The organism is Pseudacidovorax sp. DMC4, from assembly GCF_056314265.1.
The window spans coordinates 1-23596 of record NZ_JBQUYR010000025.1 but is presented as its reverse complement, the minus strand read 5'-3'; the positions used below and the strand labels follow the sequence as shown (position 1 = coordinate 23596).

Below are 23596 nucleotides of genomic sequence, written 5' to 3'. Positions count from 1 at the left end.
GGACACGTGAACACTTATGGAGTCGATCTGATGGGCCGGCGTCGCAGGCGGCGGCATACGGCGGAGTTCAAGGCAGCAGTCATTGAGGAATGCCTCAGGCCCGGCGTATCCATCGCGGCGGTCGCGCTGGCGCACAGCCTCAACGCCAACATGCTGCGCAAGTGGGTCATCGACGCCGAGCACAAGATCATGGCGCCACCGCCGAGTGCTGCCGCAGAGCCCGAGCCACAGCCGATGCCGCCGCCGACCTTCGTCCCGCTGGCGTTGCCAGCGCCGACGGTCGATGGCGAGATTCGCATCGAGCTGCAGCGCGCTGACACCGTCATCAAGCTGGTCTGGCCGGCCGCTGCGGCCCGGGACTGCGCCGCCTGGTTGAGGGAGTGGCTTCGATGATCCGTGTGGACGCGGTCTGGCTGTGCACCCAGCCGATGGACATGCGTGCCGGCACCGACACGACGCTGGCGAAGGTAGTGCAGGTCTTCGGCTCAGCCCGTCCTCACCATGCCTACGTCTTCGCCAACAAGCGGTCGACCCGTCTGAAGGTGTTGGTGCACGACGGCATCGGCATCTGGCTCGCCGCTCGCCGGCTGCACCAGGGGCGCTTCATCTGGCCTGGCGGCGGCTGCGGTGCGCCGCAGTCCCTGACCCGCGAGCAGTTCGATGCCCTGGTGCTGGGCCTGCCGTGGCATCGCATCGGCGAGGCCGGCGTGATCGGCCTGACCTGAGCCCCATGGCAATCGGTGCGTGCGCCGATGGTCAGCGTGCCTGGTGCGGCCCACACTGGCCTCTATGCTTGCAGACCCACCCATCTCTGCCGAGGAACTCGCCGCCCTGGAAGCGGCGGGTCTTGGTGAGGTCGGTGCCAAGCTTCTGCGCCGCATCGAGCACGACCGCCAGGAGATTGACCGCCGCGACGTGCAGCTGGAGAAGCTCTCGTTCGAGATCGCTCAGCTCCGGCGCCTGAAGTTCGGCAAGAAAAGCGAGCAACTCGATGCCGAACAACGCGCGCTGTTCGACGAGGCCGTGGACGCTGACATCGCCGCGGCAGAGGCGGCGCTTCAGGAACTGCTGGGCAAGAAGAAGCCGCCGGCAACGCCTGGCGAGCGACCCAAGCGCGCTGCCTTGCCGCAGAACCTGCCGCGTGTGGATCGCCACCACGAGCCCGAGACCACCACCTGCGCCTGCGGCTGTGCCCTCAAGCGCATCGGCGAGGACGTCAGCGAGAAGCTGGACTACACGCCAGGCGTGTTCACGGTCGAGCGCCACATCCGCGGCAAGTGGGCCTGCGCGCAGTGCCGCACGCTGACCCAGGCGCCGGTCCCGGCCGAGATCATCGACAAGGGCATTCCCACCTCCGGGCTGCTGGCGCAGGTGCTGGTCGCCAAGTACGCCGACCATCTGCCGCTGTACCGCCAGGAAGCCATCTTCGGCCGCGCCGGCGTCGCGCTCCCACGCTCGACGCTGGGCGCGTGGATAGGTGTCTGTGGCCTGCGCCTGCAGCCGCTGGTCGATGCCCTGAAGGCGCACCTGCTGGCCTGCCCGGTCGTACATGCGGACGAGACGCCGGTGGCCATGCTGTCTCCCGGCAGCGGCAAGACGCACCGTGCCTACCTGTGGGCCTATGCCGCGGGCGCGTTCGAGCCCTTGCGCGCCGTCGTCTACGACTTCAGCGAATCCAGAGCCGGTGAACACGCCCGGGCCTTCCTCGGCGACTGGCGCGGCAGTCTCGTGTGCGACGACTACACCGGCTACAAGGCAAGCTTCGCGCTGGGCGTGGCGGAGGCCGGCTGCATGGCCCATGCGCGGCGCAAGTTCGTCGAACTGCACGAGGCCAACAAGAGCACCATCGCTGCGGCGGCCATCGACCTCATCGGCCAGTTGTACGGGATCGAGCGCGAGGTCAAGCTGCTCACCTCGCAGCAGCGGCTGCACGAGCGACGAACACGCGCGGCGCCCATCGCCAAGGCGCTGCACGACTGGCTCCTCGCGCAGCGCGGCAAGATCACGGACGGCACGGCCACGGCCAAGGCCATCGACTACAGCCTCAACCGCTGGGCAGCGCTCACGCGCTACCTGGACGACCCGGCGCTGCCCATCGACAACAACCACGATGAACAGCAAATCCGTCCCTGGGCGACGGGACGCAAGAACTGGCTGTTCGCCGGAACGCTGCTAGCAGGCCAGCGCGCCGCGGCCATCATGAGCCTGATCCAGTCAGCCAAGCTCAACGGGCACGACCCATACGCCTACCTGAAGGGTGTCCTGCAGCGGTTGCCGACGCAACGGGCCTTCGACATCGACGAGTTGCTGCCGCATCGTTGGACGCCATCGGCGGCTCGCTGCGTTCTTCCCGCCGCCGCTTGACTATGCGATCTTCAGCAATTGAGCCCGCCGCCAAATGGCGATGAAGTCTCGACTGCCGTTAACGGCGCGCGAGTAAAGCCATGACGGCGTGAGCTTCTCATGCGGGATGGACCAGATGGGCTTGTTCGCGTGGACCTGCTCATTACCAACGAAGATGTATTCGTCGCACGAAGCAATGAGCTCTACCTCGTCGACCCCGAACATGCTCCCTCCAGCATCCGGCCGTTCCGCATCGAACAGATGCGTGACCCAGCAAGCGATGACAACGCTTGGCCTGTACCTCTGCACGGCCGATGCCGCGTCCAGCTTCTCGACGTGCTCCCCGTAGGGCACGGTCGGTTGCCTAATCTGACGGTAATGGGCCTTGATCGCCGCCTCCTCTTGCTGGCGGTTGTCTGTTGCAGGAATAGAGAGCGCTTCTGCGAGCGCGCCATGCCCAGCACCGATCTCGATGGCTGTCTTGCCTCGGATATGGGTTCGAAGGAAATCACACAGCTCTTCAGTGGGGAAGCTGTACAAGCCGTGGCGCACGCCGAACACAAGCCGTTCCTGCGGCGTAGTGCCTTCAAGGGCTCGAGCGGGAACGACGCGAAGCCGCCCCTGGCTATCCAGCAGCACGCTCGATATGTCTCTCACGCTTGCGGCATCGGTGAAATACACGTCCATGGAGCCGATTGTTGCCGAGCCGGCTCGGTGCCCCCGACGACGAGCTGCCCGCCGCATTGACGGCCGGCGGGCAACTCCGCCACAGCTGTCAAGATGTGTTCGCCATGCGCTTACCGAGGCTTGCACTGCCTGCGCCTTGAACTCGGCGCTGTGAACTCGCCGCCGACGGCCTGGCGTTGCTTGGTCCATAGTGCGTACGTACCCATCAAGTCGTTGATGGACACGAGCATCCTAGGCACGGCTCAGCGGATCAACATGACTTGCCAGGACGCTTACGATCAATCGGTGGCGGACAGCGATTGATTCACGAAATCGTGGATGGCCACGAGTCTCAATTTCAATGTTTGACTTCTTGCCTGCAACCGGGAAGCGCCACCCTCACAGCCTCGACAACCTCCGCTTCCGTCTGCTGCTTGTCCTGCAGCAGTGCCCAGATCTGCTCATCGATGGTTCGAGGGATCAGCAGCACAAGAACGATCACGTTTCGCAGCTGTCCAAGCCGATAGGCACGGTCCTCTGCCTGGCGCATCAACGCCGGCGTCCAAGGCAGAGACGCGAAGATCACATAGTTCGCCGCCGTCAACGTGATGCCGACGCCGGCCGCCGAGGTCGTGCCGATGAACACAGTCACCCCAGGATCGCTCTGGAAGGCGTCCACGGCTTTCTGGCGCTTCGATCCGCCGTCCGACCCCACGAGGGTCACAACCCCGACGCCGAGCACCTGTAGGGCCTCCTTGAGCGCCGCGACGGTAGCCATGTACTCGCAGAAGATGATGATCTTGTCGCCCTGACCAAGCCCCTCGACGGTCTCCACCAGGAACTGCACCTTCAGCGCCTCCAGCGCCTGGCGCAGCTTGACGATCTTAGGCATCGTTCCCAGCGTCATGTCCGCCCAGATATCGCGGTAGGCTCCGAGCCCCTCGGGTGGCGAGATGTAGCGGACTTGGCGGGTCTTGACACCGAGGTCCTTCAGCACGCCCTTGCTGCGTCGGAGCATCCAGCCCTTCAGGGCTGCCGCGAGCGCGGCCCGCTTGTCGCTGCTGCCCGCGTAGGCCTTCCCGAACTCCTTGAGGGACAGGCGGCCCAGAGGATGACCGGTCATGCGCAGCAGGGTGTGCATCTCCACTTCACGGCTGAGCAGCGGCGTGCCGGTCACGGCATAGCGCCGCGGTATCCGAGCCGCGAGCAGGAACATGTTGCGGGTGCGGCCGGAGTCGTACTCCTTCAGGTAATGCGCTTCATCCACGGCCATGGCCACGAAGCTCAGGTCGACCTCCTTCACCAGGCCGCCGAGCCGCTCGTAGTTGGCCACCACCCATTTGCAGCCCCGCAGCGTGGGCATGCGGTCCTCGCCGACGATGCCGACCTGGTCGTCGGGATAGATCATGTGGATCTCCCGCTCCCAGTTGATCCGCAGAGAGGCAGGACACACGATCAAGATCCGCTGATCCGCGGCCATCAGGCGAAGCGCCACGACGGCCTGGCGGCTCTTTCCGAGACCCATGTCGTCGCCCAGGCACGCGCCGGACTGGCGCAGGAGATGCGCCACACCCACCGCCTGGTAGTCTCGCAACACGCCATCGTTCACCAGGCATTGCAGTGCATCCCGGTCGAACGGAAGATTGGCCTCCTGATCCAGCTCGGTCGAGAAGTAGCCCGAGCCCTTGTCCTCCTCGGCCGAGGCCTGGCCGCGGTCGGGCGCGAGCGCGGGCACCTGGATCTTGATCGTCGTCGTGGTGCTCGCAGTCAGGGCCTCCAGGACGACCGGCTGTTCATGCGTGAAGATGAACTCCGGCGCAACCCCCGCGCGTTCGCCAAGGTGCCGCACGATCTGCGCCGGATCAGCCATCACCTGCCAGGCTCCCGCACCCTTGTGGAAGACCCCTCCGAGTGATCGCATGACGCCCAGCACCAAGCCGTCGTACTGCGTGCTCACGGCGAAGCGGCCACGTCTCAGGTCGCTGCCGCGCAGCGGGAAGATCTGGACATCGAGCAGCTGCGTGAAGAAGTCCGGCTGCGCCTCGCGCTGAGCTGCGCGGACCATTCGCTCGACGTCATCGAGATCGACGAACTGCCCTTCGTAGGCGCGCTCCAATGCACCTCTGACCAGGTCAGGCGCGGCAGCCTGCATCACCCACATCCGCCGAGGCCCACACCACCACGCCCCTTCGGTCGCCAAGGGTCGGGTCAGGCCAGAGACGTGCAGGACATGCAGGCCCAGCCTGCGACCATCCCCCACGGCCTTCAACACGAGCTGTGGCTTGGCCAGGGCGACCGGCGCGGGGATCATTCTGTCGGAGCCTCAATCACGGCACAGCTCATCGAGCGCGCCGGCCTTGGGAGCGGCCGAGCCCGGATCGGTGCAGACCAACTGGGCGAGCAGCTCCAGGTCGCGCCGCGCGGCTCGCCGAATGGCCGGCCAGAAGCCGCGGCCATGCCAACTCATGGCGAGCATGAACTGCTGCTTGCGACCATCGGGTGATTCGCCAAACAGGCGAACGCTCCAGGCGCCTTGAAGCACCGGCAAGCCGGTCACGTCCGCGCGATGGAGCGCATTGGCCAGGCGCGCCGCGACGGCGAAGTCGGCGACAAAGCACACGTACGGCGGCTGATTCATCCTCAGCCAGCCATGTCCCTCGCAACTCGCAAAGGTGCGCATCTGCGCCCTGTTCATCGCGTGCACCAGGCGCCGGACCTCGGCATCGATCACGCCCAAATGAGCCGCCTCTTCGTAATCGCGCACCGCGCCCTTGAACAAGCGAAGGCGGTCATCAGACCAAGCGCGAGCCTCCCCGTGGCGAGTTCGAAACGACCAGGGTAGCCAGCGCAAAGCATGGCTACGGAAGTCAGAACGGGATGTCATCGTCCATGTCATCGAAGCCCGTGGGCGCGCGAGGTGCGGCCTCGGAGCGCGTTCCGTGACCACCGCCGCTGTCCCTGCCGTAGGCCTCGTCGTCATCGCCGCGGCCGGCCGCGCCGCCCGCAGCCTGGCGGCTGCCCAGCATCTGCATCTGGTCGACTCGAATGTCCGTGGCGTACTTCTCGACGCCGTCCCGGTCGGTGTACTTGCGCGTGCGGATGGCGCCCTCGACGTAGATCTGCGAGCCCTTGCGCAGGTACTGTGCAACGATCTCGGCCAGGCGGCCGTTGAACACCAGGCGGTGCCACTCGGTGGCTTCGCGCATCTCGCCGGACTGCTTGTCCTTCCAGCGGTCGGTGGTGGCCAGGGTCACATTGCAGACCTGGTCGCCACTGGGGAAGGTGCGGGTTTCGGGATCGCGGCCGAGGTTGCCGACGAGGATGACTTTGTTGACGCTTGCCATTGTTTGAAATCCAGTAGTGCTCAACGCAACGCGCGAAGAGCGATTGAAAAGGGCCCCACATCGCGGGCCGTCAGCGGCGACATCAGACTGAGCACGCGTTGTAGGTGCCCCTGGCTCGCTGAGCGATCGTCGAGACTCATCGTGAGGATCCATCCAGGCGCAGGGCATAGCGCTCCCGGCCCTGGGAGCGCAGACAGCGCACCTTGCCGCCCGCAATGAGCTGTAGCACCACCATCTGCGTCTCGTGCTCCGGCCAGCCCGTGATCCGGGTCAGCTCGTTCAAATCCTCAGGCCCGTGCTGAAGCAATTTCTCCAGCGCCTCCTGCCTCGTCATTCCAGTTCTGATCTGATCCACATTTCGCTCCCATGGGTACACCTGTGTCACTGGTGATGCCCGCCTATCCCATCGCCTTCATTGCGGCGCTACCGAATGCGCCAGGGCGCCGCTCAACCCTGGTCCCTGGCTTCCTCGCGCTGCGCGAAGGTGATCGAGTCGATCCGCGTGAGCTGCAAGGCCACGTCTTCGGCCACGATCTTGAGGACCTGGACCTCTTCGTCGTTATCGCCCCGCGCAGTGAACTCGCGCTCCTCGCCGATCACCAGGACCCGCGCTCCCTTGCGCAGGTGCTTGCAGACGTCGTGCGCCTTCTGGCCGTAAATCTCCACCTCACGCCAAAAGCCGCCGACTTGCTCGACCTCGCCTTGGGCGTTGCGACCGTAGCGGCCAAACATGACGCGCATGCTTGCGACGTAGAAGTCCTCGCCGCCGTCGCGACGACTGACGTACTTGCCCTCAGGCGACTTGGCCAGGTTGCCCTTGCCGATAAAGAGGTTCTGCATTCATTTCTCCGCGGTGCGTAATGGGGACGTCTGGACGGCGGCACCACGCCGACCAGGCGAAAAACTCGGTCTTTAGGGCAGCTTCTCTTGGCCGCGCTCAGCAACACCGGTTTGTGGTGCACGCTCTCGTTGCCACGCTTTGATCGCTCTCGTCTCGAGGCGCGAGACATGGCGATGGAGTTGCCACTGCTCTTCGTTGAGGGCAGCTCGCATCGCTTCATCAGTGCATTCATGCTCTCGAAGGAGGAGCCGCTGATGGCGTTCGTTTGCGAGCAGGAACTCGCCGAACTCGCGCGGGACCAGAGTTGATGCGGTCTGATAGAAGAGTTGGACGCTCATGGCAGGTCGCCTCGGCTGCGATCCCGTGGGAGCAGTGCAGGCTCCCGCTGCCCGACTTGGCGGCGCACCGTACGCAGTTGGCTGCGGATGGCTAAATGCCTCGCGTTGAGCGACGACGCCTTCGCCCAGCAGTCGTTGACCCACCGCATCGCTGTCGGATTGGCTGCCACCAGTTCGTGGACATCGTCCAGTCCGAGATGCCGCCCGGCTCGACCTGAGCGTCGCCAGCGCAGGTGGACATGACCGGTCTCCGCCTTCCGGTGCACCGTGAGAAATGCTCCGACGGTTGGCGACCCCGACAGCGACGCCTTGGCAAGTTCCACCATCTGCGTCTCAAGATCATGCAGGCCGTCAACCAGCTGCCGCAGGTCGCGCAAGCTGCCCCTACCCGTAAGGGCCTTTACGTCAGACGGGTTCTGACACTCCTGCTCCGTGGCGACCTGGTGCGCCCAGGTGCACACGTTGAGCTTGGCCCCCGGACGATTGGGATCGCCCCCGACCCCTTTCGACACCGTAGGCCCTTTCACACCCAAAGCCCTTTCAACACCCATCGTCTTGCCCTCCTGCTGCAGCATCACGCCATACCCCGGCTGCACCAGCGTCCTACGGCTTGGCTGCATGTACTGCTTCAGCATCCGGCCCCTCCGCCGTTGCACCAGCACTCGAGCCAGCCCCTGCAGCGTCGACCTGCGACAGTCCCTCCGCCGACACCGGAGCTGCCGCATCCTCGTTCCCTTGCCCCTGCGCGTCTGCGACAGCCTCCGCCTGGGCCAGCTTCTCGCCGACCCGGGCCAGCAGTGCACGCTCCTCCGGCGTGATCTGCCGCTGGCGACGCGAGTGCTTCGGCTGGATGGCACAGGTGTAGATCTGCGATGGAACGTGCCCGAACACCTGCGTGGCGAATTCGACGCGACCGGCTGCGGCAGCATCGCCCTCCTTCACGAAGTCGACACGGCTCATGCTCCGCATCTGCTCATTGCTGAGCCAGCGTTCGAACCGCTCCGTGCCGTACCAGGCTGCGCGGATCAACCGGGTCAGCGTGTAGATGGCCTGTCGCACCTGCTCATCGGTGCGCAGATCCTTTCGCTCCAGCGTCTTCATGAGGCGCACGAAGTAGTCGAATCGGGTGATGAGCGTCGCCACCGCAAAGCCATAGGGCGACTTGAACCCGAGGGTGAGCACTGCGGGCTCGGCATTGCGCAGCATCGACAACCGAATGCCCTTCTTAGCCTGTTCAGCGATCGCGGCCTGCGCGCCTTCGATCTCGCGGTCGAGACGCTGCTGAATGCCGGCCATCTCATGCTCGTGACGCACCAGCGCCCAGTCGGCGTAGGGGTTGTCCTGCGACGTCAGCAGCCAGAGGTTCCGTAGCACGGAGGCGATGCGGCGTCCTCCGATGATGGGGCGTGCCTCGGTGCCGGGTTCGCGGCGTCGACCTGCAAACATGCGGTAGGCCTCCAACGTGTGGAGCTCCATCTGGTCCTCCTCCTCATCGACGAGGCGACCCAGATTGCGCATGCCGATGGCTTCGCTTCGACCCACCAGCCGGTCAGCGCCCAGCGTTTCCTGGAAGTCCCGCTGCATGCGCTCAAGCCGCTCTTCCCGGTCCAACAGTTCGATGTAGCGGTCGGACAGGTTGGGCGGGTTGGTCTCATCCACGAACGCGATGTAGTCGGCCAAGGCGGCGCGTTCCCCAGCAATGGAGTACCCATCCTTGAACGGCGAGTTCGGCTCCTTGGCGAACTCGAATGTTGGGGCAATTGCGTTGAGCGACGGCCCCATGCTCGCGCCAACGGCCGATCCGGATGCACCCGACGCGTGCGTGCGGGCCGCGGCCGCCGGCAGGAAGGAGGTAGTGCCGGCGGACCGACGCGGGGCTTGTGCAGGGGACGTGGACTTCTCAGCCATGGACGTTCTCCGTGGAGGTAGCTGCGGGTGGGGTGAAAGATGCGACAGGCTCGGCGGACTCCGGTGCGACGCCGGACAGCGCCTGGTCGGCAGCCGGCATCCACGAAGGAGCGGCAGGCGGATTCGCGGCCTTGTCGGCGGCCCAGGCGTCGAGGAAGGGGAAGTGCCGCGTGCTGTTGCCCGGGATGTGGTCGGGTATGGGCTTGCGAAGCAACGCAAGTACAGCGTCTCGGTCAACGCGGACAAGCGTCGCGGTGTTGGGCTGGATGCGGGTGGTGACAATGCCACGCGCCTTCAATCGCTTCAGTGCACGCTCAACACCAAGGCGATCAACCATGCCCTCCAGGCGATCTAGCGACATCTTCGTGAGAGTCGTCCGGTATTCCACAACGTCGGCGTGATTTGCCAGCAGCACGAACAGCACCGACGCCTCCGCAAAGTCGCAGAGCCGATGGCTCAGATCCCGTAATAGTTCATTCTGTTGAGTCATTGGTAAGTACTTGGCTAGTCAGAAGTTGGCTTGCTGAGATTTCTTCTCTTGGGCATCTCGTTTCGATTCAATGGGCAACCGTTGCCGATTGGCTCATTTCGATACACGAACCGGGAGGAGCAGCTTTCCGAGGGGGCTACCTGGATGTCGGTTCGGGCCGGTATCTCGTTTCGATTCAATCGGCAACCGTTGCCGATTGGCTTATTTCGATACACGAACCGGGAGGAGCAGCTTTCCGAGGGGGCTACTTGGATGTCGGCTCGGGCCGGTATCTCGTTTCGATTCAATCGGCAACCGTTGCCGATTGGCTCATTTCGATACACGGACCGGGAGGAGCAGATTTCCAAGGGGGCTACCTGGATGGCGGCTCGATCCGGAATCTGGCTTCTATCCAATCGGCAGCGGGTGCCGATTGAGGCGAAACGCCTCACTTGCCAAGGTGAGAGGGAGGTCACCCCTGTTGCATTGACGTCCGGTCGAGCAATGCCGGACCAGCATGCCTTCAAGAGGGTGTTCATCGCCGCCCCCTAAGTCGCATCTCCGCGGCAGCCGCCTTGGCCTTGGCGAGGTGCTCATCTCGAAGGCGCGAAGGCGGCTGCGGCGCTGCCGCGATCCGCTGAACTGGTACTCCGACGCCGCTCATTGCCCTGGCCTCGCGCTCGGCAGCCTTTCGCTTGGCCGCACGAACCTGTGCCGTAGAAGCGGCCAAAGGCAGCACGCCCCCTGACACCGCATGTTCTGCCACACGATGTAGCCAACCAGCTGGGTTGGCGATGGTCTTGCCGGGCAGAGCGAGGTGCCCAGCCAGTTCGTCCAGCAGCAGTTGCCTGAGGTCGGCACTGACCTGTCTCAGGACGTGCTTGACGCCCTCACGGTGCAGCCGGCTCAGCGCCTCGGGGTACTCCAGTCCATCCAGATCTGCGTCCGAGGGCGCCGAGACGACCTCCAGTGGGGCGTGACGCTCCCGAGGAATCTGTTCATCACGACGACGACGCGCTTCTGGTGCCGCCATCGCCGCCACTACGCGCGCGTGCGGTAGTTGTTTTATTGAATACCTTGTATTGATATAGGTTGCCGCTTTGGGCAACTCAAGTTTGCCGGTTTGGGCAGCCCGATCTGCAAGTTTGCCGGTTTGGGCAACTGCAGTTCCAAGTTTGCCGCTTTGGGCAACCGGGTGATCCTCCGAGTGGGCGGGCCCGGTGCGCCCGTTGCGGGGCGCCTGTGCACCCGCAGTGCGCTGCCCATCAAGTTGGCGATTTGCCGCAACTTCACCTTCGGCCTGACCGAACCAGACCGAGAGGAACGCATTTGGGGGCTTCGACTCGCTTGACGTGCTTGCGGCGCTATCGCCGGACCACGTTGTGGGCTCGCCTTGGCTGGACGGAGCCGAGTTGGCCGCTGCGGGACCGGGAGCTACGCTGTTGCCGCGCTTGTTCCGGGCTGCAGGCAGCGGCTTGACCGTCTGCTGCTGCAGACAAGCGAGGATCGCCCCCAGGTTCACACGCTGGAACTGGCCCACATCGCTCACCAATCCAGAGCGCTTGAGACGCTCCCGGGCGGTACGGACAACCTTGGGCGTGAGGCAGAGGGAGCGCGCAACGCGTGCAGGCTCGACCTGAAGCAGTTCCCCGTGAATGCCTTCCCGTGTCAGCGCCTGCTGCAGCTGCCGCAGGAGATACGACAAATAAAGCCCTGAAGCAGCACTCCCGCCGATGTCCGCAAGAGGACGATAGAAAGTGATCGTCCCTTGGAACCAAGTCCACGCTTGGTCGAGCGTCGGCGGTGCTTCACCGTTCTCGACAACGTCCAGGGCGGATGCCAGGCTGCGCAGGTTCAAGCGGTAATGGAGCACGGCCGGCCTGCCGGCAAGGCGCTCCTCCAAGATGCCGTGATCCTCCATGAGCGCTCGGACCGTGTCCTGCTCATGCCGTGAAAGTGTTGTGGCGGAGGTCATATCCTTCGCCGACATATGGAACCAGCCGCCTCGCTGTGGCGCATGCCTGAGCCCGTACTTGGTCCAGTACAGGCACACCCCGATGAACAGTGCGGCGCGGTGTCCGAATCTCTCCGCCAGCACAGGATGGAACGGAACGAATCCTCGCTCGGTGAGGTGGCCCAGCACCTGCTCCGAAAGCGTTGCCTCAACCAATTCGGGCTCCGCCTGCGCCGCCGTCTTCTGGAGCCTGAGGAAGGCGGTCATGTTCACCGAGCGCGCCTCTTGGCGGCAGATGGGGGCGTGACGTCTCGCGCGGCCTGCAATGCCTCAAGCAGCGGAGCCGCAACTTCGTCCAGACGCCTGCGCAACTGAGCCAGGTGCAGGGTGTAGGTCACTGTGCGGCCGCGCGTGCCGATTTCAGAAATCAGCCCAGCCTCTTGCAGCGCACGTCTGCAGGTCGCTTGCTGGGCCCTGCTGATCCCAGTTGCCGCTTCGCACTCTTGGCCAGTCATGGCGAAGGTGAACTCGTAGCCGTCGCTGTGGGCGCGGCCGGTGCGCACGAACTCGGCCTTCTGCTCGATGACATAGGAGAGCCACAGAGCGGCAAGCACATTGCCGGTGATCTCGACGTAGGCCCGGTTGAAGCTGATGGTGTCCGAGCCCAGCATGGCCAGCATGCGTGCCTGGGCCCGGACGTCGGCATCCGAGCCGCCACCGCCATGGATCGGCACCACGTTTTCGTTCGCCTTCTTTGTCACTGGTCCGCTCCCGATTCGAATTCGTTGAGCACGCCGTCGAGCACTTCGATGGAATAGGCCTCGAATGCCTGATGCAGGTGGTAGATCTGGATACGCTTGGACTCGCCCGCGTGGCTGCGCTGAATCTCGGCCCACTTCTCGTGGATGGCCTGGCGCTCGGCCTGGCTCTTCGGAAGCGGCGCGCGGCCGGCGCGGCGTGGGGCGTGGTGGCTGATGAGCGCCCGGGTCGTCTTGACAGTGCCAACTGCCGTGGACCACATCTGGGCGATCATGGAAGGGTTGGCACCGTGCCGGATGAAGTACTCGTAGAGCCATTCGCTGCGGCGCTTCTCGGCTTGACGCGCGAGGTCGCCCTTGATCCAGTCGGTATCCAGCACGATGAACAGCCGCTCCATATGCTCGGCGATGGCCTGGACATCGCGCGACGTGAGGCCCCGGATCGCGTCGAGAAACTCAGGCTGCGCCCCCGCCGCCAGTAGTTGATCGAGTCCGTCGGTGTGGTCGATGAGGCGGATCACCTCATGCAGCGCTGCAGCGGCGAGCGCCGGGTTGCTGATCGGAATTGGAGTCATCGAAAGCTCCCATCAGGCCGACTGATCGAGCCAGTGGCTGCGGAAGACGTAGCCCGCGAGGAATTCGAAGATCGACTTGTTCACTTCACGCATCCGAGCGAGCACGGCATAGAGCCGCGACATCAGCATGTTCAAGGCGGGGTCGTTCTCCAGCAGCCAGTAGGCTGCGCTGCCGATCATGAGGTCCATGCCCGCCGTGCGCTCGCCGTGCTGATCGGTGACCCCAATGTCGATACACCGCACGGCGCCAAGGCCCTTGGGCAGCAGCTCGGAGAGCGTGATCTGCATGCCGGTCTCGTCTTGATCCAGTAATTGCGACCAGCGCAGTTCGTGCGCCTGGCCCACCGTGACGTATTGCTCCCACACCTGCCCTTGGGTCTGGCCGCTCAGTCCAACCAGCACCAACCAGAGTGCCTCTCGGTATCCGGTCGTGATGGAGGAGAACACTTCGTCACCCCTGCGGTCGACCGGCTCCTTGGGCAGATCGACGAAGAAGCCGAAAGGCATCTCCGGGGCGGTGACCAGGAAGTCATGAATCGGCACGATGTTGTTGATCGCCAGCAAGATCTGCTGCAGTTCTTCGTCCAGGTTGTTCGACGCCTGGGCGAGTTCAACCGCGCTGGGGGGAGTCGGATTGACGGTGCTGGCGGGGACGTTGGGGCTGCCGTGCAGCTGCTGAGCCAGAGGCTCCCTGCTGCCCGCGTGCTGGCCACCAACAACACCTGGCATGGCACCGAGTTGAAGTTGGGTCGGTGGCTCGGGTTCGCGCGAGCCCGCTTGCTGTTTGGTCCCAGAGCCAGCGCCAAGCGACCGGCCGACCGCTATCGGCTCGGCGGCTGCTTCGGGCGCCGTATGAACCTGGCGCAGCTCCTGGGCAGAGATGCGCGGCCGCTGGTGCAGCAGGTCCGCCATCGCCTTCATGCGAGCCGTGGGCACGCCGAGGACCTTCGCAATGCTTTCAGCTGCCTCCGCGACGAGGCGGTCGGTATCGAGTGAGACAGGAACAGCGTCCTCCGGCGCGCTGGCGGCGTTGCGCTCCTCTAGCGCACGGAGGTCTGCGGCGTGTCGTCTCAGTACAGCTTCGAAGCTCTCCCTGGTCTCCGACGCCTTGTCTAATTTTTCCGCTAATTCAAACAAGGATGTTGCAGCTGGCCTGATTGTTCCGTTCACATCACGTGCGCCTAGCCAAGGACCAACCAATTCAAGTTTCTCGTAAGCGAACTGAAAATTCTGGACCATGCGCAAGCCATAATTGATCCCCATGCTGCGCATCTGATCATTCAATGCAGGCGTGCTGAGGATCTCATTAGGATGATCGCGCTCCCATTCCTCTTTGAAAGACTTGACGCCTAGTGCCTTTTCCCAGAACGACGTATCTCCACGATTTTCGTTCTCGGATAGGTGCGCCGCAATGACGTCGGCTTCACTCGTCCATGCTCTGATAATTACCTGGAGCTGTGCGAACCGCCTGTCACCTTCGGCAGCAAGTTCTTTAGCAATCTCAAGGCGTGTATTGCCTCCGCCGTAGGGAAAATATTTGACCTCACCGGGACGCCTTGTGAGGGTCAGCGGATTAGTGATGTTATTGGCCTTGATACTCTCCTTAATTTCGGCGTACCTTGGATTCGGCCTACTCCGCGGGTTTTTGGAATAAGGAACGATGTCGTCGATACTGAGAATCGAGAAACTGCCGTCAACGTCGCGGCGTGGGTCAAGCGTCGCGCTCGCACTAACGGGCGTCAGATTCAGGCCCGCAAGTAGCGAGGCGCGGGCGCGCTCTTGTTCAGGATCTGGCTTCATGGCATCGGCGCCGAGGGCGCGCAGTTGTTCTGCCCGCGCTGCCGCGGTCAGGGTCTCGGGTGTCCGCATGGCGCAACCTCACTCCGATTCGGACGTGGGGCAGGGGGCAGACGTTGCGGCGGGTAGGGCGGCGGGAGTGCTGTCCGACAGCTGGGAAGGGGGAACATAGTCGCGGTGGTTCGCCGCAAGCTTTCCTTCGAGCGATGGAATCAGCTCCCAAAGGATCTGGTGCATCGCGTCCCCAGCTCGTACCGGATCGACCCAGTGAACAGGGACTTGCATCGTGGCGGCCTTTTTGAATGCCACGATTGCTGGAATGGCCGGACCCATGACTGTCACGCGGCCGCGCAGTGCGATGAATCCGTCGCGGATTAAATCCGCCATGTGGCGGCTGTCTCGCGTGTTCTCAGTGCGATTGATGATGGCCCGCATGGCAGGCACCTTGTGACCGAGGTTGACAGCCTGCTCTGTCCTGTTGATCAGATTGAGCGTGCCCTCGATGAATTCTCGTGCGGAAAGCACATCGGGCGTAGCTGGCGATATCAGGATATCGGCTGCATTAATTGCCGCATCTTGTAGGTGACCCAATGCGCCCTGGGTGTCGATGATGACGAAGTCGAATTGCTGCTCGATCGACTCGGTGCGCAATGCCATGCTGAGGCGGACAAGCCTGTCGAGGCGGGGAGACAGCCAGTCTTGTAGATTCCCCTCACGGGTGTCTGAGCGCACGATGCTCAGGACAGGTTGCCGAGGTAGATTCTCCGCTACGCGGAATTCCTCGAAGGGCAGGGCGATACGAGATATGCAGTCGGGTGAGAGGAAGCCCGACGTGACGACTTTGGTCAGTCCGGATTCGGCGACCGATTCGTAGCGGAAGTATTTCGAAAGTGAAGGCTGAACGTCAGCGTCGATGAGCAAGACGCGGAAGCCGAGATCACGCAGCAGCCCGCCGAGATTCGCGGTTGTGGTGGTCTTCCCGACGCCACCTTTGGTGGCAACTACTGTCAAAACAATCACTGGGTCCTCTCTTTTTGAAAAGTTTTGCTTTTCAACGAGAGCGACTACAGGGCTCAGCGAGCCGGCTTACCTCCGAGTGCAGATCCGCAGTTGAGCTGATTTACAACACTATTTGGATTTACATGTCCGAACGTCAAATGTTGCGGAACAGTATGTGCGTCATGAAGGTGCCGGTCATGCTCTTGAACAGTTCGCCTGCGAGGTGGATGGAGGTGCCGCTGCCGCTCGAGGCCATGTTGAGCTGGCCCGGATGCGCACGCGCATAGCGGATGAAGTCCTGCACGTTCTGGATGCCGTACTGCCTGGCCTTGTCGGCGTTCATCTCCATCACATTGGGCACCGAGGCCACCAGCGTGATGGGCACGAAGTCCTTGATCGGGTCATAGGGCAGCTTGGGATACAGCGCACGGTTGATGCCGTGCGTGCCCACGGTGCCCATCAGCAGCGTGTAGCCATCGGGTGCGGAGCGCGCCACGATCTCGGCGCCGACGTTGCCGCCGGCCCCGGCGCGGTTGTCCACGATGAACTGCTGGCCGAAGGCCTTGGAGAGTTCCGGGGCCACGGCGCGGGCCAGGATGTCCGTGGTGCCGCCCGGCGCGAAGGGCACGACGATGCGCACCGTCTTGGTGGGCCATGTGTCCTGCGCCTGGGCGATGCCGCCGGCGCCAAGCAGCACGGCAGCGAGGGAGGCCACGGCCACGAGGCGGCGACGCGGGATGGAATGCATGAGGGAAGTCTCCTGACGAGGGGGAAGGCCCGGAGCCGCCTGCGCGAAGGGCCGCGGCGGCGCGCCTTCGTGCGAAGGCGCCATCCGGGGAAAAGGCCAAGGCCTGGTTTTACCTGGGCGAGACAGCGCCTCGATGGGTGAAAACCCCTCTCGTCCACGCCGTGAATACGCGGTGGCGCGTGGGGAGTCGGCACAATCTCTGCCTTTCGCATGCGCCTCCCTTCCGGCTGCCCGCACGCTGCCGCGAAATCGCTTTCGACCTCCCGCTCGATGACCGTCGCCTCCCGCCTTCGCGCAGCCGCCGCCTGCCTGCCGGCCGCCGCTTTTTGTCTGTTGGCGGCAGGGTGCATGGACGGTTATCCGACCGAGGATGTGATGGCCCTCGACGCCATGGGGCCTGCCGAACATGTGCAGGCCCTCAACCGGCGCCTGGGGGAGGGTGGCGGCCCTCCGATGCGTGTGGCGATGGGTGCCGACTGCCGGCTGCAATGGCAGGGCGCGTCGGAACCCGCCTCGTTGGCGCTGCCGGCGATCTCGGTACGCTTCGACACCGACCCCGACACCGGGCGCTATCTCGTGCTGGTGGCCGAACAGGCGGGTCAGCCGCCCCGCACGGCCTTCGAGGTCAGGGACTGGGTGGCGGCGGTCGCCTTCCGTTCGCATCTCCAGCAGTTGCAGCATCTGTGCATGGCACAGGTCGACGCCTGAGCGCGAGGGAGCGGCGAATGAGTCGGCGGCCCGCCGCGTCCAGGCGCGGCGCGCATCGTCGCTGCCGCCGCGCAGCCGGCCTGCCCGTGCCGCCGCGAGTCGGCATGCCGCCATCGATTCAGCCCACCAGCCGAAGCGCCGCCGCCTCGATCGCCTCCACCCCTACCCGGGACTGCGCCTCCAGCACCGGCGCATAGCCCACCGGAATGCGCGGTGCCCCGAGGCGCGCGATGCGGCAGCCCGTCGCCTCGGCCGCCGTGGCCGCGATTTCCGCCCCGAATCCGGCGGCCTGCACCGCCTCGTGCACGACCAGCAGCCGGCCGGTGCGGCCGCAGCTGTCCAGCACCGTCTCCCGGTCCCAGGGCCAGAGCGTGCGCAGATCGATCAGGTCGACGGCGATGCCGGCGGCCGCCAGTCGCGCGCAGGCCGCTTCGCACACCTGGACCTGTCGGCTCCAGCTCACCATCGTGAGGGCATCCCCATGGCGCCGGTGCGCCGCGCGCCCAAGCGGAACGGCCAATTGCGGATCGACGGTGCCGCGCTGGCCCCACAGCGTCTTGTGCTCGATGTAGACCACCGGGTCGCCGCAGTCCAGCGCGGCCCGCAGCAATGCATGGTTGTCCTGCGGCGTGGAGGGGCTGACCACCACCACCCCCGGCAGATGCGCGAACCAGGCTTCCAGCGACTGCGAATGCTGCGCGGCCGAGGCGTCCCAGATGCCGCCGGGCATGCGCGCCACCATTGGCACGCGGCCCTGGCCGCCGAACATGAAGCGGTTCTTGGCCGCCTGGTTGACCAGTTCGTCCATGCCGCAGAGCGCGAAGTCGACCACCCGCATCTCGACCACCGGCTTCAAGCCCGCCAGCGCCATGCCGACGCCGGCACCCATGATGGCCGCCTCGCTGATCGGTGTGTCGATCACGCGCTGCGGGCCGAAGCGCTGCTGCAGTCCCTGGTACTGGCCGAAGATGCCGCCCCGGCCCACGTCCTCGCCGAGCACCACCACGCGTGCGTCCTCGGCCATCGCCTGGCCCAGTGCCTGCGTGGCGGCCTGGGCGTAGCTCCAGTCGTGCACCGCGTGGACCGTCGAATCGTCCGTCGTCATCGCCATTGGCCGGCTCCCGTGGTCTGCACATCGGTGAAGGCGGCGGCAGCCTCGGGCCAGGGCGCGGCATCGGCGGCGTCGAGGGCCGCCTGCACCTCGTCCAGGGACTCGCGTTCGATCTGCACGAGCCGGGCCTCTTCGATGCCATCGGCCCGCAGGCGGGCGCGTGCACGGGCGATGGGATCGGTCTCCAGCGCGGCGGCCAGTTCGGCGGGGTCGCGGTAGGCGGCCACGTCCACCGACACGTGGCCCTTCACACGGTAAGTGAGGGCATGCAGCAGTCGTGGACCCTGGCCGGCGCGCACCTCTGCCACCAGCCGGCCGGCGGCCTCGTGCACGGCGAAGACGTCGTTGCCGTCCACCGGCGTGGCGGGAATGCCCAGCGCCACGGCGCGGGCCGAGGCGCCGTCGCCGGCCGTCATCGGCCCGCTGGCGGTCGTGGCGCTCCAGCGGTTGTCCTCGCAGACGAAGAGCACCGGCAGGCCGTACACCTGCGCCCAGTTGAGCGCTTCGAGGAAAGGTCCCCGGTTGATCGCGCCGTCACCGAAGAAGCACACGGTGATGTCGTCGCTGGCGCCGCCGCCGGGCAGCAGGCTGCGCAGCTTCTGCGCATGCGCCGCACCCACCGCGATGGGCAGGCCGGCCGCCACCACGCCGTTGGCGCCCAGCATGCCCACCGAGAAATCGGCGATGTGCATGGAGCCGCCTTTGCCGCCATTGAAGCCGGTGGCCTTGCCGAAGAGCTCGGCCATCATCCGCGCCAGGTCGGCGCCTTTGGCCAGCGTGTGGCCGTGGCCGCGGTGGGTGGAGGTGAGGTAGTCGCTGGGCCGCAGATGGGCACAGACGCCGGCGGGCACGGCTTCCTGCCCGGTGGACAGGTGCAGCGGGCCGCGCACGCGGGCGGCGCCGCCGGCCTGCTGGCCATAGGCACTCACGCCACCCTGGCTGGCCGCTTCGGCCACGTTCTCGAAGGCACGGATGCGCTGCATGGTGCGATACAGCGCCAGGGCCACGGGGCCGCTGGTCGTGGATGTCACGGGGTTTGTCTCCTCTTGCTTCTGCTGGTCCGGCTCGGGCGGCCGGTCGGGGCATGCTAGCGTGCGCGCCCCACGCGCCGGGGACGCTGCGGCGACAGCTGGCGTGAGCCCGCAGGGCCCACGAACCTGCCCGCCCGGCCGTCCGATGCCGCGACGCCCGTCAGCCGGCCGATGGCCGCTGGCGCAGCCGTCGGTACAGCGTGCCGCGAGACACGCCGAGCTGGCGCGCGGCGCGGGCGATGTTGCCCCCGTTCTCCTGCAAGGTGCGCTCGATCAGGTCCTGCTGCAGGCCGCGCAGCGTGGCGGGAGTGGGTTGGGTGTCTGCTTCAGCAGGTCGAGGGGCCGGCGGCAAGGCACGGCCCGGCCCCGGCAGGGCCACGCCATGGCGCAGGTTCAACCCATCGCTGCCGGGCAGCCGCACCTGCACCCACACACCCACCCCGCTTGTGAGGCGCAACGGCCTGGCACCCTCGCCACCGGCAAGCCGCAGCAGCCCGTGCAGGTCGCGGCCGAACAGGCGCACGGCCGACCGCGCCAGCGGATCGCGTGGCAGCGGCCCGAGCAGGCGCGAGGCTGCCGTGTTCAGCCAAGCCACGCGCCCATCCTGCGACACGCCGGCCATGGCTTCCAGCGGCGTGCCCAGCAGCGCAGGGCTGGCCTGGAAGCGCAGCACGAGATGCTCGCCGGACTGGCGGGCAAGCAGCCGGTTCTCGATGACGGTGGCATACAGACCCACCATCGAGCCGGCATCGAAGCCGAAGCGGCGCGACTCCACCGACAGGTCCAGCACGCCCGCCAGGCGGCCGTCCACCCCGCGGATCGGCGCGGCGGCGCAGTGCACCTGGCGGAGCGTGTCGAAGTAGTGTTCGCCCCCTTCGACCGTGCTGGCCTGCCCGGTGCACAGCACGATACCCGGTGCCGTGGTGCCCACCACCGACTCGGCCAGGTTGACCCCCAGCCGGGCCGTACGGCCCAGCACCGGTTGCTGCGGTGCCATGGGATGGTGCGTGACATGCAGCAGCACGCCCTCGCGGTCGGTGAGGATGACGCGGCAGTCCGTGCCCGACAGGGCACCTTCCATCGCCGCGAGTTCGGCGCCCGCAGCGTCGAGCAGGGCGCGGTTGCGCGACAGCGCGCCATGCAGCCGGCTGGGCGTGACCGGGTCGAAGACGATGGTGCGGCCCGGGTCTTCGTGACGACGGCGGCAGCGCATCCAGGACTGCAGCACGTCTTCGCCCACCAGGCCCGAGGGCCGGTCGCCCTCGTCGAAGAAGCGGGCCCGCGCCTGCGCGGTGCGCTGCTCCGGGGTGGTGGCGAAGAGCTGGCGCAGCGTGTGCGCGCCGGGGTCCTGGGCTTGCAGCAAGAGGCATCTCCTTCGGCTGCGGCCGACTGTGTTCCGCAATGGAACAGGCCAGCACCCGGGAATTCCCGAGGGTGAAAGGGCCCCCTGCGCGGCGGCATCCTCGAAGGCGTTCGCTTCAACCAAGAACCGAGAAGGAGACACACGATGAGGCTTCTTGCGCTCGCGGCGCTGGCTGCCTGGGCCTGCCTGGTCCAGGCCCAGACCACCGCTCCCAAGGCGGCACCGGCCGCCAAGGTCGACGGCAACTTCATCCGGGCCAATGCCCAGAAAACGCCCGAATGGCCCAGCGTGGGCCTGGACTACGCGGAGACCCGCTACAGCCGGCTCGACCAGCTCAACACCGGCAATGTGGGCCAACTGGGCCTGGTCTGGTCGTACAACCTCGAATCCACGCGCGGCGTCGAGGCCACGCCGCTGGTGGTCGACGGCGTGATGTATGTGACGGCCTCCTGGAGCGTGGTGCATGCCATCGACGTGCGCACCGGCCAGCGGCTGTGGAGCTTCGACCCGCAGGTCGACCGCGCCAAGGGCTACCGTGGCTGCTGCGACGTGGTCAACCGCGGCGTGGCGCTGTGGAAGGGCAAGGTCTACGTCGGTGCCTTCGATGGCCGGCTGATCGCGCTCGACGCCGCCACGGGCAACAAGCTGTGGGAGAAGGACACGCTCATCGACCATGCCCGCAGCTACACCATCACCGGGGCGCCGCGGGTGTTCAAGGGCAAGGTCATCATCGGCAACGGCGGCGCCGAGTACGGCGTACGCGGCTACATCACCGCCTATGACGCCGAGACCGGCGACCAGAAGTGGCGCTGGTTCACGGTGCCCGGCGACCCGTCCAAGCCCTTCGAGGACGAGGCGCAGGCCCGGGCCGCCAAGACCTGGGACCCGGCCGGCAAGTGGTGGGAAAGCGGCGGCGGCGGCACGGTGTGGGACACCATGGCCTTCGACCCCGAGCTCAACACCATGTACATCGGCACCGGCAACGGCTCGCCGTGGGCGCGCAGCAAGCGCAGCCCGGCCGGCGGCGACAACCTGTACCTGGCGTCCATCGTGGCGCTGGACCCGGACACCGGCAAGTACAAGTGGCACTACCAGGAGACGCCTGGCGACAACTGGGACTACACCTCCACGCAGCCGATGATCCTTGCCGACATCAAGCTGGACGGCAAGCCGCGCAAGGTGATCCTGCATGCGCCCAAGAACGGCTTCTTCTTCGTCATCGACCGCACCAACGGCAAATTCATCTCGGCCAAGAACTTCGTCGAGGTGAACTGGGCCACGGGCTACGACAAGAGCGGCCGGCCGATCGAGGTCGCCGCCGCCCGGGACGGCACCAAGCCCAACGATTCGATCCCCGGTCCCTTCGGTGCGCACAACTGGCATCCGATGTCCTTCAACCCCAAGACGGGACTGGTCTACCTGCCTGCGCAGCATGTGCCGATCACGCTCATGGACGACAAGGACTGGAAGTTCAACGAGAACGCGCCATTGCGTCCGCATTCGGACCTGGGCTGGAACCTCGCCAAGTTCGCCAATGCCGAGCCGCCCAAGAGCAAGCCCATGGGCCGCCTGGTGGCCTGGGACCCGGTCAAGCAGAAGGAGGCCTGGGGCGTGGAGCATGTCTCGCCCTGGAACGGCGGCACGCTGACCACGGCCGGCAACCTGGTCTTCCAGGGCACGGCCGACGGGCGCCTGGTGGCCTACGACGCGCGCGACGGCAAGAAGCTGTGGGAGACGCCCACCGGCACCGGCGTGGTGGCGGCGCCGTCCACCTACATGGTCGACGGCAAGCAGTATGTGTCGGTGGCCGTGGGTTGGGGCGGCGTGTACGGACTGGCCCAGCGCGCCAGCGAGCGGCAGGGCCCTGGCACCGTCTACACCTTCGCGGTGGGCGGCACCGCCAAGATGCCGGAGTTCGTGCAGTACCGCATGGACAAGCTGCTGCAGGGCGTGAAGTACGACCCCGCCAAGGTGCAGGCCGGCACGGGGCTGTACGTGAGCAACTGCGTCTTCTGCCATGGCGTGCCGGGCGTGGACCGCGGCGGCAACATTCCCAACCTGGGCTACCTCGGGGCGCCTTACATCGAGAACCTGGACAAGTTTGTCTTCAAGGGGCCGGCCATGTCGCGGGGCATGCCGGACTTCACGGGCAAGCTGAGCATGGAGGATGTGGAGGCGATCAAGGCGTTCATTCAAGGCACCGCCGACGCCATCCGACCGAAGTAAGGAGCCTCCCCCAGGCTGCGCGCTTCCACAAGAGGAGGCGTGTCTTGAACGACAAAGGCCCGCCATCGCTGGCGGGCCTTTGTCGTTGGTGCGGGCCTGTGATCAGTCGGCGTACACGCCGGCTTCCTTGATGACGGGGCCGAAGCGGGCGACTTCAGCCTGCACGAACTTCTTGTGTTCGGCCGGGTCGCTGCGCTTGTCGCTCACCACCACAGCGCCCAGGGCTTCCTCGCGGCGGATGAAGTCCGGGTCCTTCAGCGCGGTCTTGAGCGCGTCGTTGAGCTTCTTGAGCACCGGCGCCGGCGTGCCCTTGGGCGCGTACAGGCCGTGCCAGATGGTGACCTGGAAGTTCTTCAGGCCCTGCTCGTCCAGCGTCGGGATGTCCTTCAGCGCCGGGGTGTTCACCCGCTTGAGCGT

General features: G+C 65.7%; 24 protein-coding genes and 1 pseudogene. 5 read left to right on the top strand and 20 right to left on the bottom strand.

The window, feature by feature from the left end; all coding sequences use genetic code 11:
- The first annotated feature begins 6 nt into the window (after positions 1-6).
- From tnpA to tnpC, 3 genes are all read left to right on the top strand, one after another.
- Complete coding sequence (gene tnpA / locus ACT54X_RS28320) at positions 7-393, top strand: IS66-like element accessory protein TnpA (protein ID WP_476349943.1); 387 nt, start codon at positions 7-9, stop codon at positions 391-393.
- Complete coding sequence (tnpB, locus tag ACT54X_RS28315) at positions 390-725, top strand: IS66 family insertion sequence element accessory protein TnpB (RefSeq protein WP_476349941.1); 336 nt, start codon at positions 390-392, stop codon at positions 723-725. The genes tnpA and tnpB overlap by 4 nt, the downstream gene beginning before the upstream one ends.
- A gap of 64 nt (positions 726-789) precedes the next feature.
- Complete coding sequence (gene tnpC / locus ACT54X_RS28310) at positions 790-2364, top strand: IS66 family transposase (protein ID WP_476349939.1); 1575 nt, start codon at positions 790-792, stop codon at positions 2362-2364.
- Here the strand turns inward: tnpC and ACT54X_RS28305 are convergent, their stop codons facing one another.
- From ACT54X_RS28305 to ACT54X_RS28230, 16 genes and pseudogenes are all read right to left on the bottom strand, one after another.
- Positions 2365-3030: a hypothetical protein gene (locus ACT54X_RS28305; RefSeq protein ID WP_476349937.1), complete on the bottom strand. Its 666-nt coding sequence runs from the start codon at positions 3028-3030 to the stop codon at positions 2365-2367.
- Positions 3031-3367: 337 nt separating this feature from the next.
- Positions 3368-5320 carry a DEAD/DEAH box helicase gene (locus ACT54X_RS28300; protein WP_476349936.1) on the bottom strand — a complete coding sequence of 651 codons (1953 nt, stop codon included), beginning with the start codon at positions 5318-5320 and terminating at the stop codon, positions 3368-3370.
- Positions 5321-5332: 12 nt separating this feature from the next.
- Positions 5333-5788 (bottom strand): hypothetical protein, encoded by a 456-nt coding sequence (locus ACT54X_RS28295; RefSeq protein WP_476349934.1) that lies wholly within the window; start codon positions 5786-5788, stop codon positions 5333-5335.
- Between the two features lie 88 nt (positions 5789-5876).
- Positions 5877-6353 carry a single-stranded DNA-binding protein gene (gene ssb, locus ACT54X_RS28290; protein ID WP_476349932.1) on the bottom strand — a complete coding sequence of 159 codons (477 nt, stop codon included), beginning with the start codon at positions 6351-6353 and terminating at the stop codon, positions 5877-5879.
- Between the two features lie 136 nt (positions 6354-6489).
- Entirely contained in the window at positions 6490-6687 is a 198-nt protein-coding gene (locus ACT54X_RS28285) for a hypothetical protein (RefSeq protein WP_476349930.1), read from the bottom strand.
- Positions 6688-6800: 113 nt separating this feature from the next.
- On the bottom strand, positions 6801-7193 hold the full coding sequence (locus tag ACT54X_RS28280) for a single-stranded DNA-binding protein (RefSeq protein ID WP_476349928.1): 393 nt from the start codon (positions 7191-7193) through the stop codon (positions 6801-6803).
- 72 nt (positions 7194-7265) lie between these two features.
- Entirely contained in the window at positions 7266-7532 is a 267-nt protein-coding gene (locus ACT54X_RS28275; RefSeq protein ID WP_476349927.1) for a hypothetical protein, read from the bottom strand.
- Positions 7529-8167: a hypothetical protein gene (locus ACT54X_RS28270; RefSeq protein WP_476349925.1), complete on the bottom strand. Its 639-nt coding sequence runs from the start codon at positions 8165-8167 to the stop codon at positions 7529-7531. The genes ACT54X_RS28275 and ACT54X_RS28270 overlap by 4 nt, the downstream gene beginning before the upstream one ends.
- Positions 8136-9440 (bottom strand): PFL_4669 family integrating conjugative element protein, encoded by a 1305-nt coding sequence (locus tag ACT54X_RS28265; RefSeq protein ID WP_476349923.1) that lies wholly within the window; start codon positions 9438-9440, stop codon positions 8136-8138. The genes ACT54X_RS28270 and ACT54X_RS28265 overlap by 32 nt, the downstream gene beginning before the upstream one ends.
- On the bottom strand, positions 9433-9930 hold the full coding sequence (locus ACT54X_RS28260; RefSeq protein ID WP_476349921.1) for a hypothetical protein: 498 nt from the start codon (positions 9928-9930) through the stop codon (positions 9433-9435). The genes ACT54X_RS28265 and ACT54X_RS28260 overlap by 8 nt, the downstream gene beginning before the upstream one ends.
- Before the next feature lie 514 nt (positions 9931-10444).
- Entirely contained in the window at positions 10445-12136 is a 1692-nt protein-coding gene (locus ACT54X_RS28255) for a hypothetical protein (RefSeq protein WP_476349919.1), read from the bottom strand.
- The gene (locus ACT54X_RS28250) at positions 12133-12624 is read right to left on the bottom strand and encodes a hypothetical protein (protein WP_476349917.1); all 492 of its coding nucleotides are present in this window, start codon (positions 12622-12624) and stop codon (positions 12133-12135) included. The genes ACT54X_RS28255 and ACT54X_RS28250 overlap by 4 nt, the downstream gene beginning before the upstream one ends.
- Complete coding sequence (locus tag ACT54X_RS28245) at positions 12621-13196, bottom strand: STY4526/YPO1902 family pathogenicity island replication protein (RefSeq protein WP_476349915.1); 576 nt, start codon at positions 13194-13196, stop codon at positions 12621-12623. The genes ACT54X_RS28250 and ACT54X_RS28245 overlap by 4 nt, the downstream gene beginning before the upstream one ends.
- A 12-nt stretch (positions 13197-13208) precedes the next feature.
- Positions 13209-15065 (bottom strand): hypothetical protein, encoded by a 1857-nt coding sequence (locus ACT54X_RS28240; RefSeq protein ID WP_476349914.1) that lies wholly within the window; start codon positions 15063-15065, stop codon positions 13209-13211.
- Positions 15066-15074: 9 nt separating this feature from the next.
- Entirely contained in the window at positions 15075-16013 is a 939-nt protein-coding gene (locus tag ACT54X_RS28235; RefSeq protein ID WP_476349912.1) for a ParA family protein, read from the bottom strand.
- Between the two features lie 142 nt (positions 16014-16155).
- Positions 16156-16740 (bottom strand): annotated as a pseudogene (locus ACT54X_RS28230) (Bug family tripartite tricarboxylate transporter substrate binding protein); the annotation flags it as partial.
- Positions 16741-17010: 270 nt separating this feature from the next.
- Between ACT54X_RS28230 and ACT54X_RS28225 the strand changes: the two are divergent.
- On the top strand, positions 17011-17448 hold the full coding sequence (locus tag ACT54X_RS28225; RefSeq protein ID WP_294368352.1) for a hypothetical protein: 438 nt from the start codon (positions 17011-17013) through the stop codon (positions 17446-17448).
- 118 nt (positions 17449-17566) lie between these two features.
- On the opposite strand, the gene ACT54X_RS28220 is transcribed toward ACT54X_RS28225, so the two are convergent.
- From ACT54X_RS28220 to ACT54X_RS28210, 3 genes are all read right to left on the bottom strand, one after another.
- On the bottom strand, positions 17567-18559 hold the full coding sequence (locus tag ACT54X_RS28220; RefSeq protein WP_476349910.1) for an alpha-ketoacid dehydrogenase subunit beta: 993 nt from the start codon (positions 18557-18559) through the stop codon (positions 17567-17569).
- Positions 18550-19542: a thiamine pyrophosphate-dependent dehydrogenase E1 component subunit alpha gene (locus ACT54X_RS28215; protein ID WP_476349958.1), complete on the bottom strand. Its 993-nt coding sequence runs from the start codon at positions 19540-19542 to the stop codon at positions 18550-18552. The genes ACT54X_RS28220 and ACT54X_RS28215 overlap by 10 nt, the downstream gene beginning before the upstream one ends.
- Positions 19543-19750: 208 nt before the next feature.
- Complete coding sequence (locus ACT54X_RS28210) at positions 19751-20950, bottom strand: helix-turn-helix domain-containing protein (RefSeq protein WP_476349956.1); 1200 nt, start codon at positions 20948-20950, stop codon at positions 19751-19753.
- Positions 20951-21097: 147 nt separating this feature from the next.
- Between ACT54X_RS28210 and ACT54X_RS28205 the strand changes: the two genes are divergently transcribed.
- Positions 21098-23179 carry a PQQ-dependent dehydrogenase, methanol/ethanol family gene (locus tag ACT54X_RS28205; RefSeq protein ID WP_476349908.1) on the top strand — a complete coding sequence of 694 codons (2082 nt, stop codon included), beginning with the start codon at positions 21098-21100 and terminating at the stop codon, positions 23177-23179.
- Positions 23180-23281: 102 nt separating this feature from the next.
- On the opposite strand, the gene ACT54X_RS28200 is transcribed toward ACT54X_RS28205, so the two are convergent.
- A partial coding sequence (locus ACT54X_RS28200) for a Bug family tripartite tricarboxylate transporter substrate binding protein (protein WP_476349906.1) occupies positions 23282-23596 on the bottom strand: 315 nt, incomplete at its 5' end.